This is a genomic window from Pedobacter sp. (assembly GCF_035566355.1).
Classification (GTDB): domain Bacteria; phylum Bacteroidota; class Bacteroidia; order Sphingobacteriales; family Sphingobacteriaceae; genus Pedobacter.
The window spans coordinates 1-18059 of record NZ_DATMRL010000195.1; the positions used below are offsets into that span (position 1 = coordinate 1).

14 protein-coding genes and 1 riboswitch are annotated in these 18059 nt (G+C 41.0%); of the genes, 11 read left to right on the forward strand and 3 right to left on the reverse strand.

The genetic code is table 11. The features are described 5' to 3' along the window. On the forward strand, positions 1-762 hold a 762-nt coding region (gene argS / locus VNZ46_RS07640; protein WP_325559483.1), incomplete at its 5' end, for an arginine--tRNA ligase. Between the two features lie 149 nt (positions 763-911). On the opposite strand, the gene VNZ46_RS07645 is transcribed toward argS, so the two are convergent. Next, positions 912-1373: an Lrp/AsnC family transcriptional regulator gene (locus VNZ46_RS07645; RefSeq protein ID WP_325559484.1), complete on the reverse strand. Its 462-nt coding sequence runs from the start codon at positions 1371-1373 to the stop codon at positions 912-914. Between the two features lie 179 nt (positions 1374-1552). Continuing rightward, positions 1553-1743: riboswitch (cobalamin riboswitch) on the forward strand. Between the two features lie 40 nt (positions 1744-1783). On the opposite strand from VNZ46_RS07645, the gene metE reads away from it, so the two are divergent. From metE to VNZ46_RS07690, 9 genes are all read left to right on the forward strand, one after another. Beyond that, positions 1784-4090 carry a 5-methyltetrahydropteroyltriglutamate--homocysteine S-methyltransferase gene (gene metE, locus VNZ46_RS07650; protein WP_325559485.1) on the forward strand — a complete coding sequence of 769 codons (2307 nt, stop codon included), beginning with the start codon at positions 1784-1786 and terminating at the stop codon, positions 4088-4090. A 67-nt stretch (positions 4091-4157) separates the two neighbouring features. Beyond that, the gene (locus VNZ46_RS07655) at positions 4158-5150 is read left to right on the forward strand and encodes a hypothetical protein (RefSeq protein WP_325559486.1); all 993 of its coding nucleotides are present in this window, start codon (positions 4158-4160) and stop codon (positions 5148-5150) included. Between the two features lie 7 nt (positions 5151-5157). Then, positions 5158-5601 (forward strand): low molecular weight protein-tyrosine-phosphatase, encoded by a 444-nt coding sequence (locus VNZ46_RS07660; protein ID WP_325559487.1) that lies wholly within the window; start codon positions 5158-5160, stop codon positions 5599-5601. A gap of 112 nt (positions 5602-5713) precedes the next feature. After that, on the forward strand, positions 5714-6613 hold the full coding sequence (locus tag VNZ46_RS07665) for a PAS domain-containing protein (protein ID WP_325559488.1): 900 nt from the start codon (positions 5714-5716) through the stop codon (positions 6611-6613). Between the two features lie 49 nt (positions 6614-6662). Beyond that, positions 6663-7214, forward strand: coding sequence for a ferritin (locus VNZ46_RS07670; RefSeq protein WP_325559489.1), 552 nt, complete (start codon positions 6663-6665; stop codon positions 7212-7214). An 88-nt stretch (positions 7215-7302) separates the two neighbouring features. Then, on the forward strand, positions 7303-7689 hold the full coding sequence (locus tag VNZ46_RS07675) for a hypothetical protein (RefSeq protein WP_325559490.1): 387 nt from the start codon (positions 7303-7305) through the stop codon (positions 7687-7689). Between the two features lie 194 nt (positions 7690-7883). Beyond that, positions 7884-8738: an MbnP family protein gene (locus tag VNZ46_RS07680; protein ID WP_325559491.1), complete on the forward strand. Its 855-nt coding sequence runs from the start codon at positions 7884-7886 to the stop codon at positions 8736-8738. Positions 8739-8743: 5 nt separating this feature from the next. Then, a complete protein-coding gene (locus VNZ46_RS07685; RefSeq protein WP_325559492.1) occupies positions 8744-9790 on the forward strand; it encodes a cytochrome-c peroxidase in 1047 nt (348 codons plus the stop codon). A gap of 1 nt (position 9791) precedes the next feature. After that, on the forward strand, positions 9792-10715 hold the full coding sequence (locus tag VNZ46_RS07690; RefSeq protein ID WP_325559493.1) for a transporter: 924 nt from the start codon (positions 9792-9794) through the stop codon (positions 10713-10715). Between the two features lie 64 nt (positions 10716-10779). On the opposite strand, the gene VNZ46_RS07695 is transcribed toward VNZ46_RS07690, so the two are convergent. Continuing rightward, entirely contained in the window at positions 10780-14754 is a 3975-nt protein-coding gene (locus tag VNZ46_RS07695) for a hybrid sensor histidine kinase/response regulator transcription factor (protein WP_325559494.1), read from the reverse strand. Between the two features lie 191 nt (positions 14755-14945). Between VNZ46_RS07695 and VNZ46_RS07700 the strand changes: the two genes are divergently transcribed. Beyond that, positions 14946-17060: a glycoside hydrolase family 97 protein gene (locus tag VNZ46_RS07700; protein WP_325559495.1), complete on the forward strand. Its 2115-nt coding sequence runs from the start codon at positions 14946-14948 to the stop codon at positions 17058-17060. 74 nt (positions 17061-17134) lie between these two features. Here VNZ46_RS07700 and VNZ46_RS07705 read toward each other — a convergent pair. Beyond that, positions 17135-18059 (reverse strand): cyclic nucleotide-binding domain-containing protein (locus VNZ46_RS07705; protein WP_325559496.1); only part of this gene is annotated, 925 nt, incomplete at its 5' end.

Genomic DNA, 18059 nt, shown 5'->3' on the forward strand with positions numbered 1-18059 from the left:
TATGATGATTTTAAAATGGATCAGTCCATTTATGTGGTGGGTAATGAGCAGGACTATCATTTCAAGGTCTTGTTCCTCATCCTGGAGAAAATGGGTAAAACCTGGGCTAAGGGTCTGCACCATTTGTCTTACGGTATGGTGGATTTGCCAAGTGGTAAAATGAAATCGAGAGAAGGTACAGTGGTAGATGCGGATGATCTGATCGCAGAAATGGTAGAAACAGCCAGACAGAAGACAGAAGCATTAGGTAAAACGAATGATTTTTCTGATGAAGAAAAGGAACGTTTGTATTATGACATAGGTATGGGGGCTTTAAAATACTTCCTGCTAAAAGTAGAGCCTAAGAAACGTCTGTTGTTTGATCCTTCTGAATCTATTGATTTTCAAGGAAATACCGGTCCGTTTATTCAGTATACCCATGCGCGTATCAAATCGCTTTTAAGCAAGGCAGCATATGCAGAACGGTCAAAAGCAACTGAAGTTAAGGATTTATCTGCAACAGAGCTGGAGATGATCATGTTGCTTTCCAGGTACCCTTCGGAATTGGCTTCAGCGGCCAAAGGCTATACTCCCGCTACTTTATCTAACTACCTTTATGAAGTCGCAAAGATGTTTAATAAATTCTATCATGAAGTACCTCCAATAGTTAAAGAAGAAGATACTTCATTGAAACAGCACCGTTTGAACTTAAGTTTTATTACGGCCAATATCCTGAAATCAGGAATGAAGTTATTGGGGATCACGGTGCCTGAAAGAATGTAATACTTTCTTTATCTTGACAAGAATGCGTGAAAAAACCTGCATTTCTTTTCTCACTGGACCTTCCGCGAAAAGCTTCAGGTCCTGAGGTGTGAAAAGAAGTGCAGGTTTTTTTTGGGGGGTATCCGGGAAGAGGTATAATAGTTGTTGTTTTAAAAGCTGATGTTATACGAATTTTTTATCTCTGCCATCGCAAAGGTACTGTGTGTACTTCCAATACTTTTAACAGAGCCTAGTTTATTAAAAACAAAATCCTGGTAATGTTTCATATCCTTTGCATATACCTTTAATATAAAGTCATAGTCTCCCGAAATATTATAACATTCTACCACTTCGTCGATTTTTAAAATGTCTTCTACAAACTGATGACCTATCTTCCTGTCATGCTGTTTGAGCTTAATATTGCAAAAGACAATAAATCCCTGGTTAAATTTTTCGGCATCGAGTATAGCAATGTATTTTTTAATATAGCCATTGCTTTCCAGCCTTTTTACCCGTTCAAAAACAGGCGAAGGGGACAGTTTTACTTTTACCGCAAGCTCTTTTATGGTATAGTTCGAGTTGTTGCCTAATATCTTCAGCAGTAATAAATCTGTATCATCTAATTCTTCCATAGAATATTTTTCTTTAGCGAAAGCGAAAATAATAAGTTAAAAGCATAATATGCTTATTTATGTTATTTGAAAAGTTATTTATGCTTATTTATTGGGTGTAAATAAGTTTTAAAATCTGCTTATGTACATTTGTTTGGAATTTAGTCCTGATTTTGACTGGACGGCAAACAATAGTTCTTTACTTTATCGACCAGAAAGGTTTACGAGAAATCGGAATTAAAAGGGAACCATGTGAAAATCGTGGGCTGTCGCGCAACTGTAAATAACGCAAAAGAGTTTTAACCAATAATGTCCACTGCCAGTATAATTGGTGGGAAGGACGGTTGAAATGTTATAAGCCAGGATACCTGCCTGTTCTGGAAGGAAAATAAAGCAATATAAACTGTTTTTCTACTTAAATCTTTTAAGAAATGCAAACACAAAACCTAGGCTACCCGCGAATTGGTAACCAAAGACAACTAAAAAAGGCCTGCGAACAATACTGGGCAGGTAAAATTGACCTCGGCGAACTCAATCAGGTTGCCCGTAAGATCAAGGAAGAGAACTGGCAAACTCAGCTGGATGCAGGGATTGATCTTATACCTTGCAATGATTTTAGCTTCTATGACCAGGTACTGGATACCAGTTTGCTTCTGGGGGTTATCCCTCAGCGTTATTCACCAATACTTTCACAAGTCAAATCCAACAGCGAAATTGATCTTTATTTTGCGATGGCACGTGGCTATCAGAAAGATGGGCTGGATATTACCGCTATGGAAATGACCAAATGGCTGGATACCAATTACCACTATATTGTACCTGAATTTACAGCCAATCAGGAATTCAGGATTTTTAATGAGAACTTATTTAGTGAATATAACCTGGCTAAATTACAGCTTGGAGAAAAGGCCAAACCAGTACTTCTGGGGCCGGTAAGTTATCTGCTGCAAGGCAAAGAAAAGGAGCAGGGATTTGAACGAATTGACCTGATTAAAAAACTGGTACCCGTGTATGTGGATATCATTAATCGCCTGAGACAACAAGGCGCTAAATGGATCCAGCTGGACGAGCCTTGCCTGGTGCTTGACCTCTCTAAAAAGGAAAAAGAAGCATTTGAATATGCTTATCGCGCCATATCTAACCGGGTAAGTGGTGTTAAATTACTGGTTGCTACGTATTTTGAAGCCTTACTAGACAATACGCAATTGGCAGTGAGTTTGCCAGTTGCGGCACTCCATATCGATCTGGTCCGTGCGCCTGAACAACTTGATGAGGTATTGGCTCTGGTCCCAGATGGACTTCAGCTTTCTCTGGGGGTTGTAGATGGACGTAACGTTTGGAAAAACGATTATGAAAACTCTTCAAAACTGATCCATAAAGCGGTAGATAAGCTTGGTGCTGATCGGGTAATCGTTGCACCATCCTGCTCGTTGCTGCACAGCCCAATTGATGTAGAACTGGAAACCGCCATTGACCCGGACATCAAAAATTGGATGGCCTTTGCCAAACAAAAACTGACTGAAGTTAGTGAACTAAAACAAATTACCGAAGGAAACGATGATTTGCTGCAAGCCAATAAAAAGGCTATTGATAGCCGGAGATCCTCACAGAAAGTGCACAAGCAAGCTGTCAAAGATCGTGTAGCTGCAATCAATGAGGCAGATGCAAATCGTCAAAGCGCTTTCCCCCTGCGTCAAAAGTTGCATCATGATCGTTTCAATTTACCTTCTTTTCCAACAACTACGATCGGTTCATTTCCGCAAACGGACGATATTCGCCAGTTGCGTGCCAAATTTAAAAAAGGCGGCTTAACCCTAGAGCAATACGAAGAGGCCATTGAACAAGCTACTATTGATGCGATCCGCTGGCAGGAGGAGATTGGCTTAGATGTGTTGGTGCACGGTGAGTTTGAGCGCAACGATATGGTAGAATATTTCGGTGAGCAATTGGATGGCTTCCTGTTTACCAAAAATGGATGGGTACAGAGTTATGGAAGCCGATGTGTAAAGCCTCCGGTAATTTATGGTGATGTGAGCCGTCCTGCAGACATGACCGTACGGTGGAGTAAATTTGCGGCTGCGCAAACGGAAAAACCAATGAAAGGGATGCTGACCGGGCCGGTAACCATTTTGCAATGGTCATTCGTGCGCGATGATCAGCCAAGAGATATAACCACGAATCAGATCGCTTTTGCCATCCGTGATGAAGTGGTTGCGCTGGAAAAAGCAGGTATCGGTATTGTTCAGATTGATGAAGCGGCTATCCGCGAAGGGCTGCCACTGCGAAAAGCAAAGCACCCACACTATCTGGATTGGGCAGTAAAAGCATTCCGTATTACCGCCAGTGGGGTACAAGATAAAACGCAGATACATACCCATATGTGCTACAGCGAATTCAATAATATTATTGAACATATTGCTGCTATGGATGCCGATGTGATCACTATTGAGACTTCAAGATCGCAAATGGAACTGTTACAGGCTTTTGCTCATTTTGAGTATCCCAATGAGATTGGTCCTGGTGTATATGATATTCATTCACCCCGTGTACCAAGTACAGAAGAAATGGCGTCCCTTTTGGCAAAAGCGGCAGATTTACTGCCGGCACGTCATCTTTGGGTAAATCCAGATTGCGGACTTAAAACACGTAAATGGCCAGAAACCAAAGCTGCACTGGAAAACATGGTGGCTGCAGCTAAACAGGCAAGAGTGCAGATTAGTGTGGAAAGTATTATTTAATTGATTAGAAGAGGGTGTATGATGATACATCCTCTTGTTTTTCGAGATTCATAACAGCGTATAGCACATGTTTTTAAACAAGATCAAATCCGGAGCATCCGGAATTTTAACCTACGGTATCACACCATCAAAATCTGAAACAAGTCCGGAAAGGATAGCTGAGATAGCCGCCCGGACTATTTCAAGGCTGATTGATCTGGATCTTGACGCATTGATTGTGTATGATGTACAAGACGAATCTGCCCGTACTTGCGAAGAGCGGCCATTTCCTTTTTTGAAAGCTCATGATCCTTTTAGATTTGCAAGTGGATATCTTCAGGATTTAGATCTTCCAAAAATCATTTACCGTCCTGCGGGGAAATTCTCAAAAGAAGAACTCTCTGATTGGCTTGATGGTCTTCACCGTCATCATTTTTACCCTGTTTTTGTGGGAGTACCTGCCCCGGATTTTCCCGTTAAAACCAGTTTGCCCGAAGCTTATCTGTTGTGGAGCAAGCACGAAAAAGACTCTGTTTTGGGAGCAGTGACTATTCCCGAAAGACATGCCGTATTGCGCGATGAGGATAAACGGATTCTTGACAAGGTCAGTTGCGGGGTATCTTATTTCATTTCTCAATGTGTATTTAATGTAGGTTATGCGAAGAAGATTGTAGAAGATCTGGATCGTACCTGCAAAAACGATAATAAGAAGTTTCCCACGGTGATTTTTACGCTTACAGCTTGTGGATCGGTGAAAACATTGAATTTTATGGAATGGCTGGGTATTCATATTCCGTCCGATTTAAAGGAAGATTTTAATAGGGCTGAAAATATGCTTGAAAAGTCTGTTACGGTTTGTTTGGATATTGCCGCAGAACTCGCTGCTTTTTGTGCAGACCGTTCTATTCCTTTCGGGTTTAACATTGAAAGTGTGGCCATTAGAAAGGATGAAATTGAAGCCTCAATTTACATGGTGAATAAAATTGCAGAAATGTTGAATGAAAAAGGCGTCCGAAAGTATAAAAAGGTTGTGTTATCAGATGAAACTATCCTGAATTTACAATCAGAAGATCTAAATTAGCGTTTATATGGATATGGAGAAGAAGAAGATTTTAATGGTTTGTCTGGGCAACATATGCCGTTCACCGCTTGCGCACGGAATTCTGCAGCACATGGCAGATGAATGTGGACTGGGTTGGGAGATTGATTCTGCCGGTACGGGCAACTGGCATGTTGGACAACAACCGGATAAACGTTCTATTCGAGTTGCTGAATCTCATGGCATTGATATCTCCGGTCAGAGAGCGCAGCACTTTAATGCAGCGCTATTTGATGAGTATGACCTGATCTATACAATGGATCGCAATAATTATAAAGACGTACTTAGATTGGCCAGGAATGAAACAGACCGGAAAAAAGTCCAGTTGTTTTTGCCAGATGGAGAAGTTCCTGATCCTTATTGGGACGATAATGAGTTTGAACCTGTGTTTTTGTTGATTGAAGAGCGCTGCAAAGACATCATCCGGAAATAACGGGAGAAGTGATATGACAGAAGTTTTATACGGCGCTGAGGTTTTACCTGAATTAGAACAATAAGATTGGTGTATACCAGTAAATTGTTACTTTTGATGCCTTAAAGTCTATATGATTCCTAAGGACAGATTTTTGAGTGATCAAGCATTACTGGATATTATGAGGCTCTCACAAGATGCGACAGCTATTTACTGCAGTGAAGAGTTGCACATCAATTTTGTAAACAATGCCATGCTTGCTTTTTGGAACAAGGATAGTTCTGTTATGGGGACGCGTTTGGAAGATGCAGTTCCAGAACTAAGGGTACAGCCTTTCATTGAGCTTTTGAAAGAGGTTTGGCGTACCGGGAAAACCTTTGAAGCTACAGGCATGCCAGCTGAACTTATGTCTGGCGGTGAAATGCAAACTTTCTATTTTGATTTCGTTTATCGTGCCATTTTAAATGAAAATGGCGAAACCTATTGTATACTTCATACCGCCTCAGAAGTTACTGAGCGCATCCGGAACAGTAAGATTATTGAATATAAAAGACAGAAGAATGAGGTTTTAAACGAACAATTGAACCAGATGAATGTAGAATTACTTGCTGTGAATGAGGAACTATCTGACGCCAATGAAAAGTTGCTGACGGCAAAAAATGAGCTTCAACGGGCTAATTTTCGATTGTTTGAAAATGAGAATAGACTAAGAACCATTACCCAGCAGGTACCTGTCGGTTTATGTGTTGTAAAAGGCAGGGAAATGCTAATCGAAGTCGCTAACGACTCCATGTTGAAGCTATGGGGATTGAGTAAACTGGAAGTCCTGAACAGGCCTTATCAGTTCGTGAGACCAGGCAGGGATTGGGAACAGGTAAGTGAGCAGCTTTTGGAAGTATATACCTCAGGAAAAACCAAGTTAGAGCATGAAATTGTATATCAGCCATTGTTTGATTTTTCCGGCTATGTTGATGGGGTAATTATCATAAAATATAGATTTGAGGGTTTAGTAACGCAGGAAATACACGATTGATAAAACTTTGAGGGTTCCAGGCTTGTTGTAACAAATAAAAGCTAAGAACATGAATACAAATCGTCTTTCTAGTACACTAAGTGATGGATTAAATGCTCAGGTAACTAAAGAAGCTGCAGCTGCGCAGACTTATATCTCTTTTGCAGTATGGGCAGACAGTGAGGGGTTTGGGGGAATTGCCAATTTTTTGTTCCGACATGCGAACGAAGAACGTAATCACATGACTAAAATCATTGAATATATTTTACAGCGGGGTGGAAGAGTTAGAATAGAAGCTATTCCTGCACCACCTGCAGATCCCCTGACCATACAAGATTGTTTTGAAAAAGTCTTTGAATCTGAAGTAGACAATACAAAAGCAATATACAAATTGGTTAAAATGAGCTTTGACGAAGGAGACTGGGCTACATGGAATTTCATGCAATGGTTTGTTAAAGAACAAACTGAAGAAGAAACTCTGGCTATGGAATTACTGGACAAAATAAAAATTGCCGGCGGTGCAGCTGCAAGTGGAGATGCACTTTATGAACTCGACCGAGACTTAAAGAGTGCACCGGACGATGCAGAACTAGCGCAAACAAAGACAGCAGAAAACCCGTGATCAAAAGGGTAATATAAAATCAATTCCTTATTAAAAAATGCAGCTTTCGGTTATCATTTGGCCGTAATATCTTTATCTTTGCTGCCAAATGATCAACCGGATTATTGCCATATGCTTATTAATTGCGATGACGGGCTCCAGCCTTTCACGCTTTTTTGTGTATGCCGGTTTTGAAATGAACCAGAAGTACATTGCCTCTGCGTTATGCGAAAACAGGAACCGACCTGAAATGCATTGTAACGGAAAATGTTATCTGATGAAAAAGCTAAAGCAAGCGGAAGAAAAAGAGAAAAGGCAGGAGGAAAATAATTTAAAAAAAGGGCTTCATGAAATCGTGTCTGTCCATGAAACATTTTCCTTTGATTCCGTTTCCAGTCTCCTTGAAAAGAAAAAGCACCAGGATATCCGCTTTGATCTTCCCAATCGCAGCTTTGAAATTCTCCACCCGCCTCCAGCCCACTCTTCTTTATCCTAATTTACCGGTTTAGTTTTTGAATTTTTACGCCATAGGAAGGGTATGCCTTTTTATGGCCTTTCATAACTCTATTCCATAAAATCAATTAATTATTAAAATAGTCATGAACGCACAAAAGTGCGCTGTTCCGGTATGTTATGCACTGCCGGACAGGACAGCTCATGACTGATCTTTTTCTATAAATACTATAAATAATGAGCGCAAACATAAAACGTTTAAAATCAATTCTTCTATGCAGCTTGATGCTGGTATTTTTGGCCTGTTCTAAAAAGGACAGTGTAACACCTGAATTTCAGGAAGGTAATCTTGCACCACTTTCGGTTGAATTTGACAACATAGCTGGAGAACGTACATTAACATTTGACAATACCGGTAGTCCATATAAAAATGCGGCAGGCGAAGCTTTTACCGTATCAAGACTTCAGTATTTTATCAGTAATATTAAAGTAACAACCAGTACAGGCAATACCTACACCGTAAACCAGGACAGTAGTTATTTCTTGATCAGAGGCGATGATAAGGCCACCCGTTTTGCGAAAGTAAAAGTACCGGAAGGTGATTATACCAGTTTAACCTTTACTTTAGGTGTTGATAGTTTACGCAGTACCATGCCGATTGACAAACGGACAGGGGTTCTTGATCCCGCCGCAGGTGGAAGCCACGATGGCAATGGAATGTATTGGGGCTGGAACAGTGGTTACATCTTCTTTAAATTTGAAGGTAATTCTGCTGTTATTTCTGACGACGTTAAGGGTGATCCCACCGGCAAAAAGCAATTTAAATATCACATCGGTTTTTTTGGCGGTTATCATGCGCCAACACTGAATAATATTAAAGTGATTGACGTGGATTTAAGAACAGCCGGTATAGCCAAAGTAAGGAAAGACCGTCAAAGCAATATCCATCTCTTTGTTGATATAATGAAGGTGTTTAACGGGAAAAATACATTTAAAATAGCAGAAAGACCGAATGTGATGTTCGATGATTTTACCGCTAAAATTGCAGCTAATTTTCCCGAAATGTTCAGGCACGATCACACTGAAAATTAATGGCTATGAACAAGAAACATTGGATTGTAATGTGTTTTCTTGGCCTGTTTATACTGGCCTGTAAGAAAGACAATCCGGTTAAAGAGGGAATAGAGAAATTCCTGGGTTTTCAAAAACCAGTTAACTTTCCTGATCCTGTATATGACTTTGCAAATAATCCGGTCACTAAAGAGGGCTTTGAACTGGGCAGGGCCTTGTTTTACGAGCCTAGACTCTCGCGGAACAATACCATTACTTGCGGTTCCTGTCATATTCAGTCTTCTGCATTTACGCAGCATGGTCATGATGTAAGCCATGGAATTGATGATCGTTTAGGAACAAGGAATTCACCATCGATTATGAACCTGGCCTGGAATAAAGCCTTTATGTGGGGCGGTGGTGTTTATGATCTGGATCTCCAGCCCATCACACCCATTACGACTCATGAAGAGATGGATGAAAATCTGGAGAATGTATTGAACAAGATCAGGGCTTTACCCAAATACACGGCCATGTTTAAAAGTGCTTTTGGTACAGAAGAAGTTACCACTGCTCGTTTTATGAAAGCATTATCCCAGTTTATGCTCATGTGTGTGAGCAGCAATTCCAAGTATGATAAAGTGATGCGCAAGGAAACTGGTGCAGCATTTACTGCCCATGAGCAAGCGGGTTATGTGCTGTTTAAGGATAAATGCGCCTCCTGTCACGCAGAACCTCTGTTTACTGACGGTTCTTTCCGTAACAATGGTTTGGGAGTAAGCCCTATAAATGACAAAGGCTTATATGCCGCTACACTGATGGAAACGGATAAATATAAATTTAAAGTGCCCTCGTTGAGGAACCTGCAATTTACGGCACCTTATATGCATGATGGGCGGTTTTTGTCGTTGTCGGGGGTGTTGGAACATTACAATTCGGAGGTTCAGGCTACACCAAATTTAGATCCGGTATTACATCAGAACGGAAAATTGGGTATAACCTTAAGCAATGATCAGAAGGCTATATTGACCGCATTCCTGAATACCCTGAACGATACGGATTTTATCAATAATAAAATGTTATCAGAACAATAATATGAAGAAAATAATGATTGCACTTGTGCTGGTGATAATGAGTATAACAGCGACCAAGGCGTGTGATATATGTGGTTGTGGTGTTGGGAGTTACTATCTGGGTATTTTACCGGAATACAATAAGCGTTTTATTGGTTTACGCTACCAGCACAAAACATTAAGAACACATCTTGGCCCTTTTGGAGAGCGTACACCGCTCACTTCCGATGAGACTTATCAAAGTATAGAGCTTTGGGGTGGCTGGAATATTGGCAGCAGGTTCAGAATACTGGCCTTTGTACCTTATAATTTTAACGAACGGGAAAGCCAGACGGGTAACGGAATAAAAAACAGCCTTGGTGATATTGCCTTAATGAGCTACTACAAACTTTTAGATAGTAAAGGAAGCGTAGGCAATCGTCTGCTCGTCCAGTCACTATGGGTAGGCGGGGGTATCAAAGTGCCAACAGGTAAATATGAACCTTCAGAGCGTCTGGCCGTAAGCGAATCTCCAAATAACTTTCAGTTGGGAACGGCCAGTACAGATTTTACACTAAATGCCGCTTATGACATCCGCTATAATGACCTTGGATTAAATGCCAATGTGAACTATAAGATCAATACAGAAAACAAATATGAGTACCGCTACGGAAATAAATTCACCGGAAATCTTTTGATGTATTATAAAATCAGGATAGCCAAAGTGGTAACGCTTGCTCCAAATGCAGGTGTCTTGTATGAATCAGCGCAAAAGGATGTAGAAAATAAAAAATATGAGGTTGCAGTGTCCGGGGGCTATTCTTTATCTGCTGTTGGCGGGGTCGAGGTATCGTTGAAAAGGCTGTCCTTCGGTGCCAATTACCAAAATGTACGGTCTCAGAATTTAGCAGGCGGACGCGTACATGCAGGTAACCGCCTGATGGTTCATATGTCTGTGCCATTTTAATTGTAATGTATTTATCCTGGCCGATGAGGCCAGGATAAATATAAAAATGTATCTTATAAAGTGGCTATTTAGGTAAGCTATTTAAATATGCCGTTGGCGACAAGCCGAACTGACGTTGAAAATCCCTGGAGAAATTGGCATGTAGCGTATAACCAATTAAAGTGGCCACTTCGTTGATCTTCAAGTCTCCCTGGGCCAGGAGTTCAGCTGCTTTCTTAAGCCGGGTAAGGTTGATAAGTTCGTTGGGTGTCATGTCCGACAGGCCTTTGATTTTGCGGTATAAGGTGGTCCTGCTCATATTCATCAAACTGGATAACTTGTCTACATCAAGGTTCATATCTGTGATGTTGTCGAAGATCATTTTGCTGAGCTGTTCCAGAAATTTCGCGTCTCCTTTAGAGTGGGCAATTCCCTTCATATGTGTTAAAGGCGAGCGGGCAAAATGATCTTTAATATAATTCCTGTTGGTCAGTAAATTGCTGATCTGGGCAAGGAGATGGTCCATCGAAAAAGGCTTTTCGATATAAGCATCAGCCCCAACTTCCAGCCCTTCCATTCTGGAACTTTGTGAGCTCTTTGCCGTTAATAAGATAATAGGCAAATGACTATAGTCAAAGTCCTCTCTTATTTTTCTGCACAGTTCTATTCCGTCCATCACTGGCATCATGATGTCTGTGACCACCAGTTGAATGTGTTCATTCTGTAATAACTGAAAAGCTTCATAGCCATTGCCTGCCTCTAAAACCTGATAGGACGGGTCGAGTTCTTTACGAATATAGGCTATGATTTCTTTATTGTCTTCGGCCAGCAGGATTACAGGTTTATCTCTCCGTTCTGCTTCTAAATTTTCCTTTTCCGGAGTTGCCTGCTTAAGGTAAGCTTCATCCTGATCCAAAGGATAGGTTTCAGCAGGTTCCTTTTGAAACATGGGAATCGACAATAAAAATATATTAAGGGCTTCTGAGGAAGCCTTAAGTTCTACATTGCCGCCATGCAACTGTGCAAGAGAACGTGCTATAGGCAATCCAATACCGGTTCCAGGTTCTTTTTCCGTTTCCTTTAACCTGAAGAAGGGCTCAAATATTTTGTCTTTACTGGAAGAAGGAATAAGTAAACCGTCGTTTGAAACCTGAATATAAAATACCTCGTCCTCACTGGTTAAAGGAAGCAGCTTCACTAAAACCCTGGATTCGGAATACTTAATGGCATTACTGATCAAATTGGCGAGTATCTTGCGCATAGCTTCAGGGTCAACAAAAGCATGCAGAACAATAAGCCGGGGTAGTTCCAGCACATAATTCAGGTTTTTCTGTTGGGCAGAAAGTTTAAAATCACTAAATACGTCACTCAGGAGCTCATTAATGTCTGTTTTTATAAAATTGAGGCTGAAGCTTGCCGATTCCGTTTTCCTGAAATCCAGAAGCTGGTTTGTTAAGTCTATGAGTCTGTTCGTGTTTTTGTTGATCATGTTCAGATTATCTGAGTCCTCACTGTTCCTGTCCTTAGACAAGAGTTTATCCAGCGGCATTTTAATTAATGTGAGCGGTGTTCTGATTTCGTGCGCAATATTGGTAAAGAAATTAATCTTTGCATTATAAATCTCTCTTTCAGTGCCAATTTTTACAATTTCCAGCTTTCTTTTGTTTTTCTCTGAAACCGCCAGATGGTAGTAACGCATAATGGTGAGAATGATCAGTAAGAGGAGCACGACGTAAAGAAAACAAGCCCAGTAGGTTTTCCACCAGGGTGGTGTAATGGTGATTTTCAGAATGGTTTCTTTGGTATTCCAAACACCTTCACTGTTCGCTCCTTGTATGCTGAAAGTATAGCTGCCAGGTGCCATGTTCGTATAATAGATACGCCTGTTTTGCTGTAATGTTGTCCAGTTTTTATCCAGTCCACTCATTTTGAACCTGTACTGGTTCCCTTCCGGATTGATATAGCTTAGCGCGGCAACATCCAGGTTGATGCTGGAAAGTTGATAAGGAAGCGTAATTTCCTGTGTATACAGAATGGATTGACGAAGGGTAGAGGTATGGCGCAGATCAAGATCTTTATTATTGACTTGTAAGCCGGTGATGTATACCGGAGGAATAAATGTGTTTTTCGTCAGCCGTTCCGGATTGAAGCTGATCATACCTTTAACAGTTCCAAAATAGAACCTGCCATTAGTATCTTTAAAGGACGAGTTAAAGTTAAACTGTTCCGTTGGAAGTCCGTCAGATGCATGGTAAGCGTTGAAGCTGTTATTTAGCGGATTAAATACCGCAAGACCATTGGCTGTGGATATCCATAAATTGCCGGTTTTATCTTCCAGAATTCTAAAAGTCTGATTGTTTGGAAGACCGTTTGCCGTGGTGTAGCTCTTGAATTTTTTACTTTTTGGGTCGTATCTGGAAAGGCCGCCTTCTGTACAGAACCAAATACATTTATTACGGTCTTCAAACAAGCTGTTCACGTAATTACTGATCAGCGCATCCTGATGTTTACCATCACTGTTCAATAATACCTGTTTCTTGCTGGCCTGGTCGTAATAAAATGCACCACCTCCGTAACTACAGGCCCAGAGGGTACCATCAGAAGATTCCAGTACAGATTGGATCTGTACGTTGTAAAATGGTACCTGGTTAAAGCGATCCAATTTCCGGTCGAACTTAAATAAGCCTTTCTGAGTACCTGCAAGCACAGTGCCATCACGGGTTTTATACAAGGTAATGATAAAGTTGTCCTGTAATCCACTCTGCGGTCCGGCTCTGAATTTTTTAACGATCTTTTTCGATCTTAAGTCCATCACATCCAGCCCATGGGAAAGGCTGCCTATCCATAGTTTGTCACCATCGGGCAGTAAGCCATGCACATTTTTCTCAGAAATGCCATTAGGGGAATCAGGAAGGTAATTCTTAATACGTCCTGTTCGCAAATCTATTTCATTAAGCCCCGCATCTTCAGTTCCGACCCACAGGTTTCCACGGTTATCCTGGCAGATTTCATGGACCACATTGCCCGAGAAACCATTATTTCCCGGCTCCGGAAAGTATTTTTTAAACCTGTTTTGCGGAGCACAATAGTAATTTATGCCGCCGTAATACGTGCCAATCCAGGTCCCGCCTTCTCTATCCGCATAGATTGCCCAAATGATGTTGTCTGATAAAGCATAAGGATTACCATACTGTTTCTTGATGGCGGTGGTAGTACCCTGTTGTAGGTCCAGTACATACAGGCCGGTTTCAGTACCCAACCAGTAGGTGCCATCTCTTTGGACTGCAATGGTATAAGTAGATAGTTTAGGTTTGAGTGAATTTGCTCGAAAAACGGTCTTTAAATGACCTGTTCTGTAATTATACAAAAATACCTGCTGTGTACTGGAAACCAATATAGAACTGTCTCCAGCCGGATATATCTTGTCGACGGGACCAATGGGGGCTGTCCGATTCGCTGGACGAAGCTTATAACTGGTAAAAGTTTTTTTGGCCGGATTGAAATTTTCAAGTAAGCCTTTGCTGTCTGCAGCCCAGAGTGTTCCTTTTTTGTCAACGGCAATGGAAACGATATCTTCGCCGTTGAGCACATGCCTGGTTACTTTACGATCTTTCTGATTGAACTGGTAAAGAATACGTTTAGAAAGTATCCATAAATTATGTTCTGCATCTTCCTCTATGGCCTCTACTTCTCCAGGTGGTATATTGCCAAAAAGCGAAAAGGATTCCTGTACAGGGTCATAAATATACACCCCGTTAGAGGTTCCTACCCAGAGTTTTTCGTCTGTGGATTCATGAATACTTTTTACAAAATTGGTTCCAAGGCTTTTGCCATCGCCGGGATCGTGCTGAAAAACTTTAAACCTCAGCCCGTCAAAACGGTTTAGCCCATTGCGGGAGCCAAACCACATAAAACCCTTTTTATCTTGTGTAACAGAGGTAATGGTATTGCTCGATAAGCCATTTTCAATCTGGTAATTCTTAAAATAAAAATCATGTTCCTGACCCCGGCCTTTATGAAAGCAGAACAGAAAGAACAGCAGGTATAGAATTTTTTTCAAGATGACGAGGTAAGTCCGACAAAAATAACAGATTGGAAGCGCTTATGAAACTAATAAGTTTCAAGCCATTTAAAGAACAGAATCCAATTTTGATACGTTTTGATAAGAAATTGAGATGCCCAGATAAGTAGTATTCAATTAAAAGCGATTAATTCGTATTAATTATATTGACTACATAAACCAAGTATAACATGAAGAAACTTCTTCTCTTTGCATTTTTAACCCTTTCTGTTTTTGGGGTTGCCAGTGCGCAGCAACTCAAATCTCCCGATGGGAAATTTTTAATGAATTTTAGTATTCAGGCAGACGGAAGCCCGCAATATCAGTTAACCTATAAAGGTAAATTCATCATCAAGCCAAGTAAACTTGGACTGGAACTGAAAGACGATCCTAAGTCTCTTCTAAACGATTTCGCAGTTGCAGACACCAAGTCTTCTTCATTTGATGAGAACTGGAAACCTGTTTGGGGAGAGGTCAGTACCATCCGAAATCATTATAATGAACTGGCAGTTACTCTTGACCAAAAAGGAACCAGCCGTCGTATGGTGATCCGTTTTCGTTTATACAACGAAGGATTGGGGTTCAGGTATGAATTTCCAACTCAAAAGAATCTGGTCTACTTTACGATTAAAGAAGAGCATAGCCAATTTGCAATGGCTGGAGATCATACCGCTTTTTGGATAGTGGGCGACTACGACACACAAGAATATGATTATACCACCTCTAAATTGTCTGAAATCAGAGGACTTTCTGCCAAAGCGAGAACAGCGAATGTTTCACAAAAAGGATTTTCACCTACCGGGGTGCAGACATCTCTGATGATGAAAACTGCCGATGGGTTGTATATTAACCTTCATGAAGCTGCATTGATCAATTATCCATGTATGCACCTTAACCTGGATGATAAGAATATGGTCTTTGAATCCTGGCTTACGCCAGATGCTCAGGGGAATAAAGGCTACGTACAGGCTCCTGACCATACGCCATGGAGAACAATTATGGCTAGTGATGATGCCCGGGACATCCTGGCTTCAAAAATGATCTATAATTTGAATGATCCCTGCAAAATAGAAGATACCTCATGGATAAAGCCGGTAAAATATGTAGGTGTCTGGTGGGAGATGATTACCGGAAAGAGCTCCTGGTCTTACACTGATGATTTTCCATCCATTAAAATCGGCCAGACCGATTACAGCAAAGCCAAACCAAATGGGACACATGGTGCTACAACAGCAAATGTGAAAAAATACATTGATTTCGCAGCAGAAAACGGCTTTGACGCTGTCTTAGTAGAAGGGTGGAACATTGGCTGGGAAGATTGGTTTGGACATTCCAAAGATTTTGTCTTCGATTTTGTAACCCCATATCCTGATTTCAATATGAAAGAAATCCAGGCCTATGCGAAATCAAAAGGCGTAAAAATGATCATGCACCACGAAACCTCGGGCTCGGTTAGAAATTATGAAAGACATTTGGATACCGCCTATAAGTATATGAAATTAAATGGCTATGACGCCGTGAAAAGTGGTTATGTAGGAGACATTCTTCCAAGAGGAGAGAACCACTACAGCCAGTGGATCGTGAACCATTATCAATACGCAGTTGAAAAAGCAGCAGACTATAAAATTATGGTTAATGCGCATGAAGCCGTAAGACCTACAGGGATTGCCCGTACCTATCCAAACCTGATTGGTAACGAGTCTGCCAGAGGAACCGAATATCAGGCCTTTGGCGGATCTAAGCCTAACCATGTGACTATTTTGCCGTTTACCCGTTTGCAGGGTGGCCCAATGGATTATACACCGGGTATTTTTGAAATGGACTTGAGCAAAATAAGTCCGTCTAACCACTCCCATGTAAACAGTACCATTGCCAATCAGCTGGCTTTGTATGTAACCATGTACAGCCCGCTGCAAATGGCTGCGGATCTGCCGGAAAACTACAAGCGCTTTATGGATGCCTTTCAGTTTATAAAAGATGTTGCAGTAGACTGGAGCGATAGCAAATATGTAGAAGCCGAGCCAGGACAATACATAACTGTAGCCAGAAAAGCTAAAAAAACAGGACAATGGTTTTTGGGAAGTGTAAATGGAGAAATTGCCAGAACGTCTAAAATAGATCTGAGCTTTTTAGAGCGGGGAAAAAAGTACATCGCAACGATATATGCTGATGGAAAGGATGCAGATTACAAAGCAAATCCTCAATCCTATACTATTCGCAATATAGAAGTGAGTTCTAAATCAAAACTGTCTCAATTGGTTGCTCCGGGTGGAGGTTATGCCATCAGCTTCAAAGAAAAGAAGTAGTTGTTTTTCTCTTAAGCATAAAAAAGGGGTAGCGACTTCAAATTCGCTTCCCCTTTTTTTGGTTTTATATTAAGTTAGTTTTTCATTTTTGCCAGCCGATCATGGTTCAATATCGTGATGTTACTTCCCTTTTTCTCCAGTAAACCTTCCTCTTTAAAATCAGATAAAGTACGGCTCACCGTTTCAGAAGCCATACAAGCTAAAGAAGAAAGGTCTTCCCTGGTGATGTTAAAATTCGGGCCGTTCTTGATGTGCTTATGATAAAGGCGCATTAAAACTTCTGCCATCCTTTTCCTAACCGAGTGGTAGGCAAACTGAAGCAGTTGTTCTTCTTTATCCCGGTTATCTTTGGCCAGAAGCTGGATAAACTCTTTAGAAATTTCAGGATGGCTGCTCAACAACGTTTCCAGATGTTCTTTAGGAACCAAGCAAACTGAACTGTTTTCTAATGCAGTTGCGGTATCTGGAAAAGACTGACTGGACAACATCGAATTGATTCCAAAATAATCTCCTGCAGAAAAAATCCCGGTAATCAGCTCGCGTCCGTCTTCATCGGTCTTCACTGTCTTAACACCTCCAGATAAAATAAAGAAGAGGCCAGTACCTGGATCTCCTTCATAGTAAATCACCTGTTTCTTTTTATAAAGTCTGTTTTTATAATTTTTTAAGCTGCCCCGAAGATCCGAAATATGATCTTTTCCGCCTGCTTTATAGACGGATCCCAGGCGGTCTGAAATTGAAAATTGCTGAAGCTCCTTTCTTTTGATCCTGCTTTCTACTGCTTTCAATAAGTCAATATCGTCAAAAGGTTTAGTCAGATAATCGTCGGCCCCCATTTCCATGCCTTTACGGAAATCTACCCGTTCTGTTTTAGCCGTTAAAAATATAAATGAAATACCGGCTGTCTGAGGGTTTCTGTTTAAAATAAGTAAAACGCCATAACCATCTAAATCAGGCATCATGATGTCACAGAGAATAATATCCGGCTTATGTTCGATA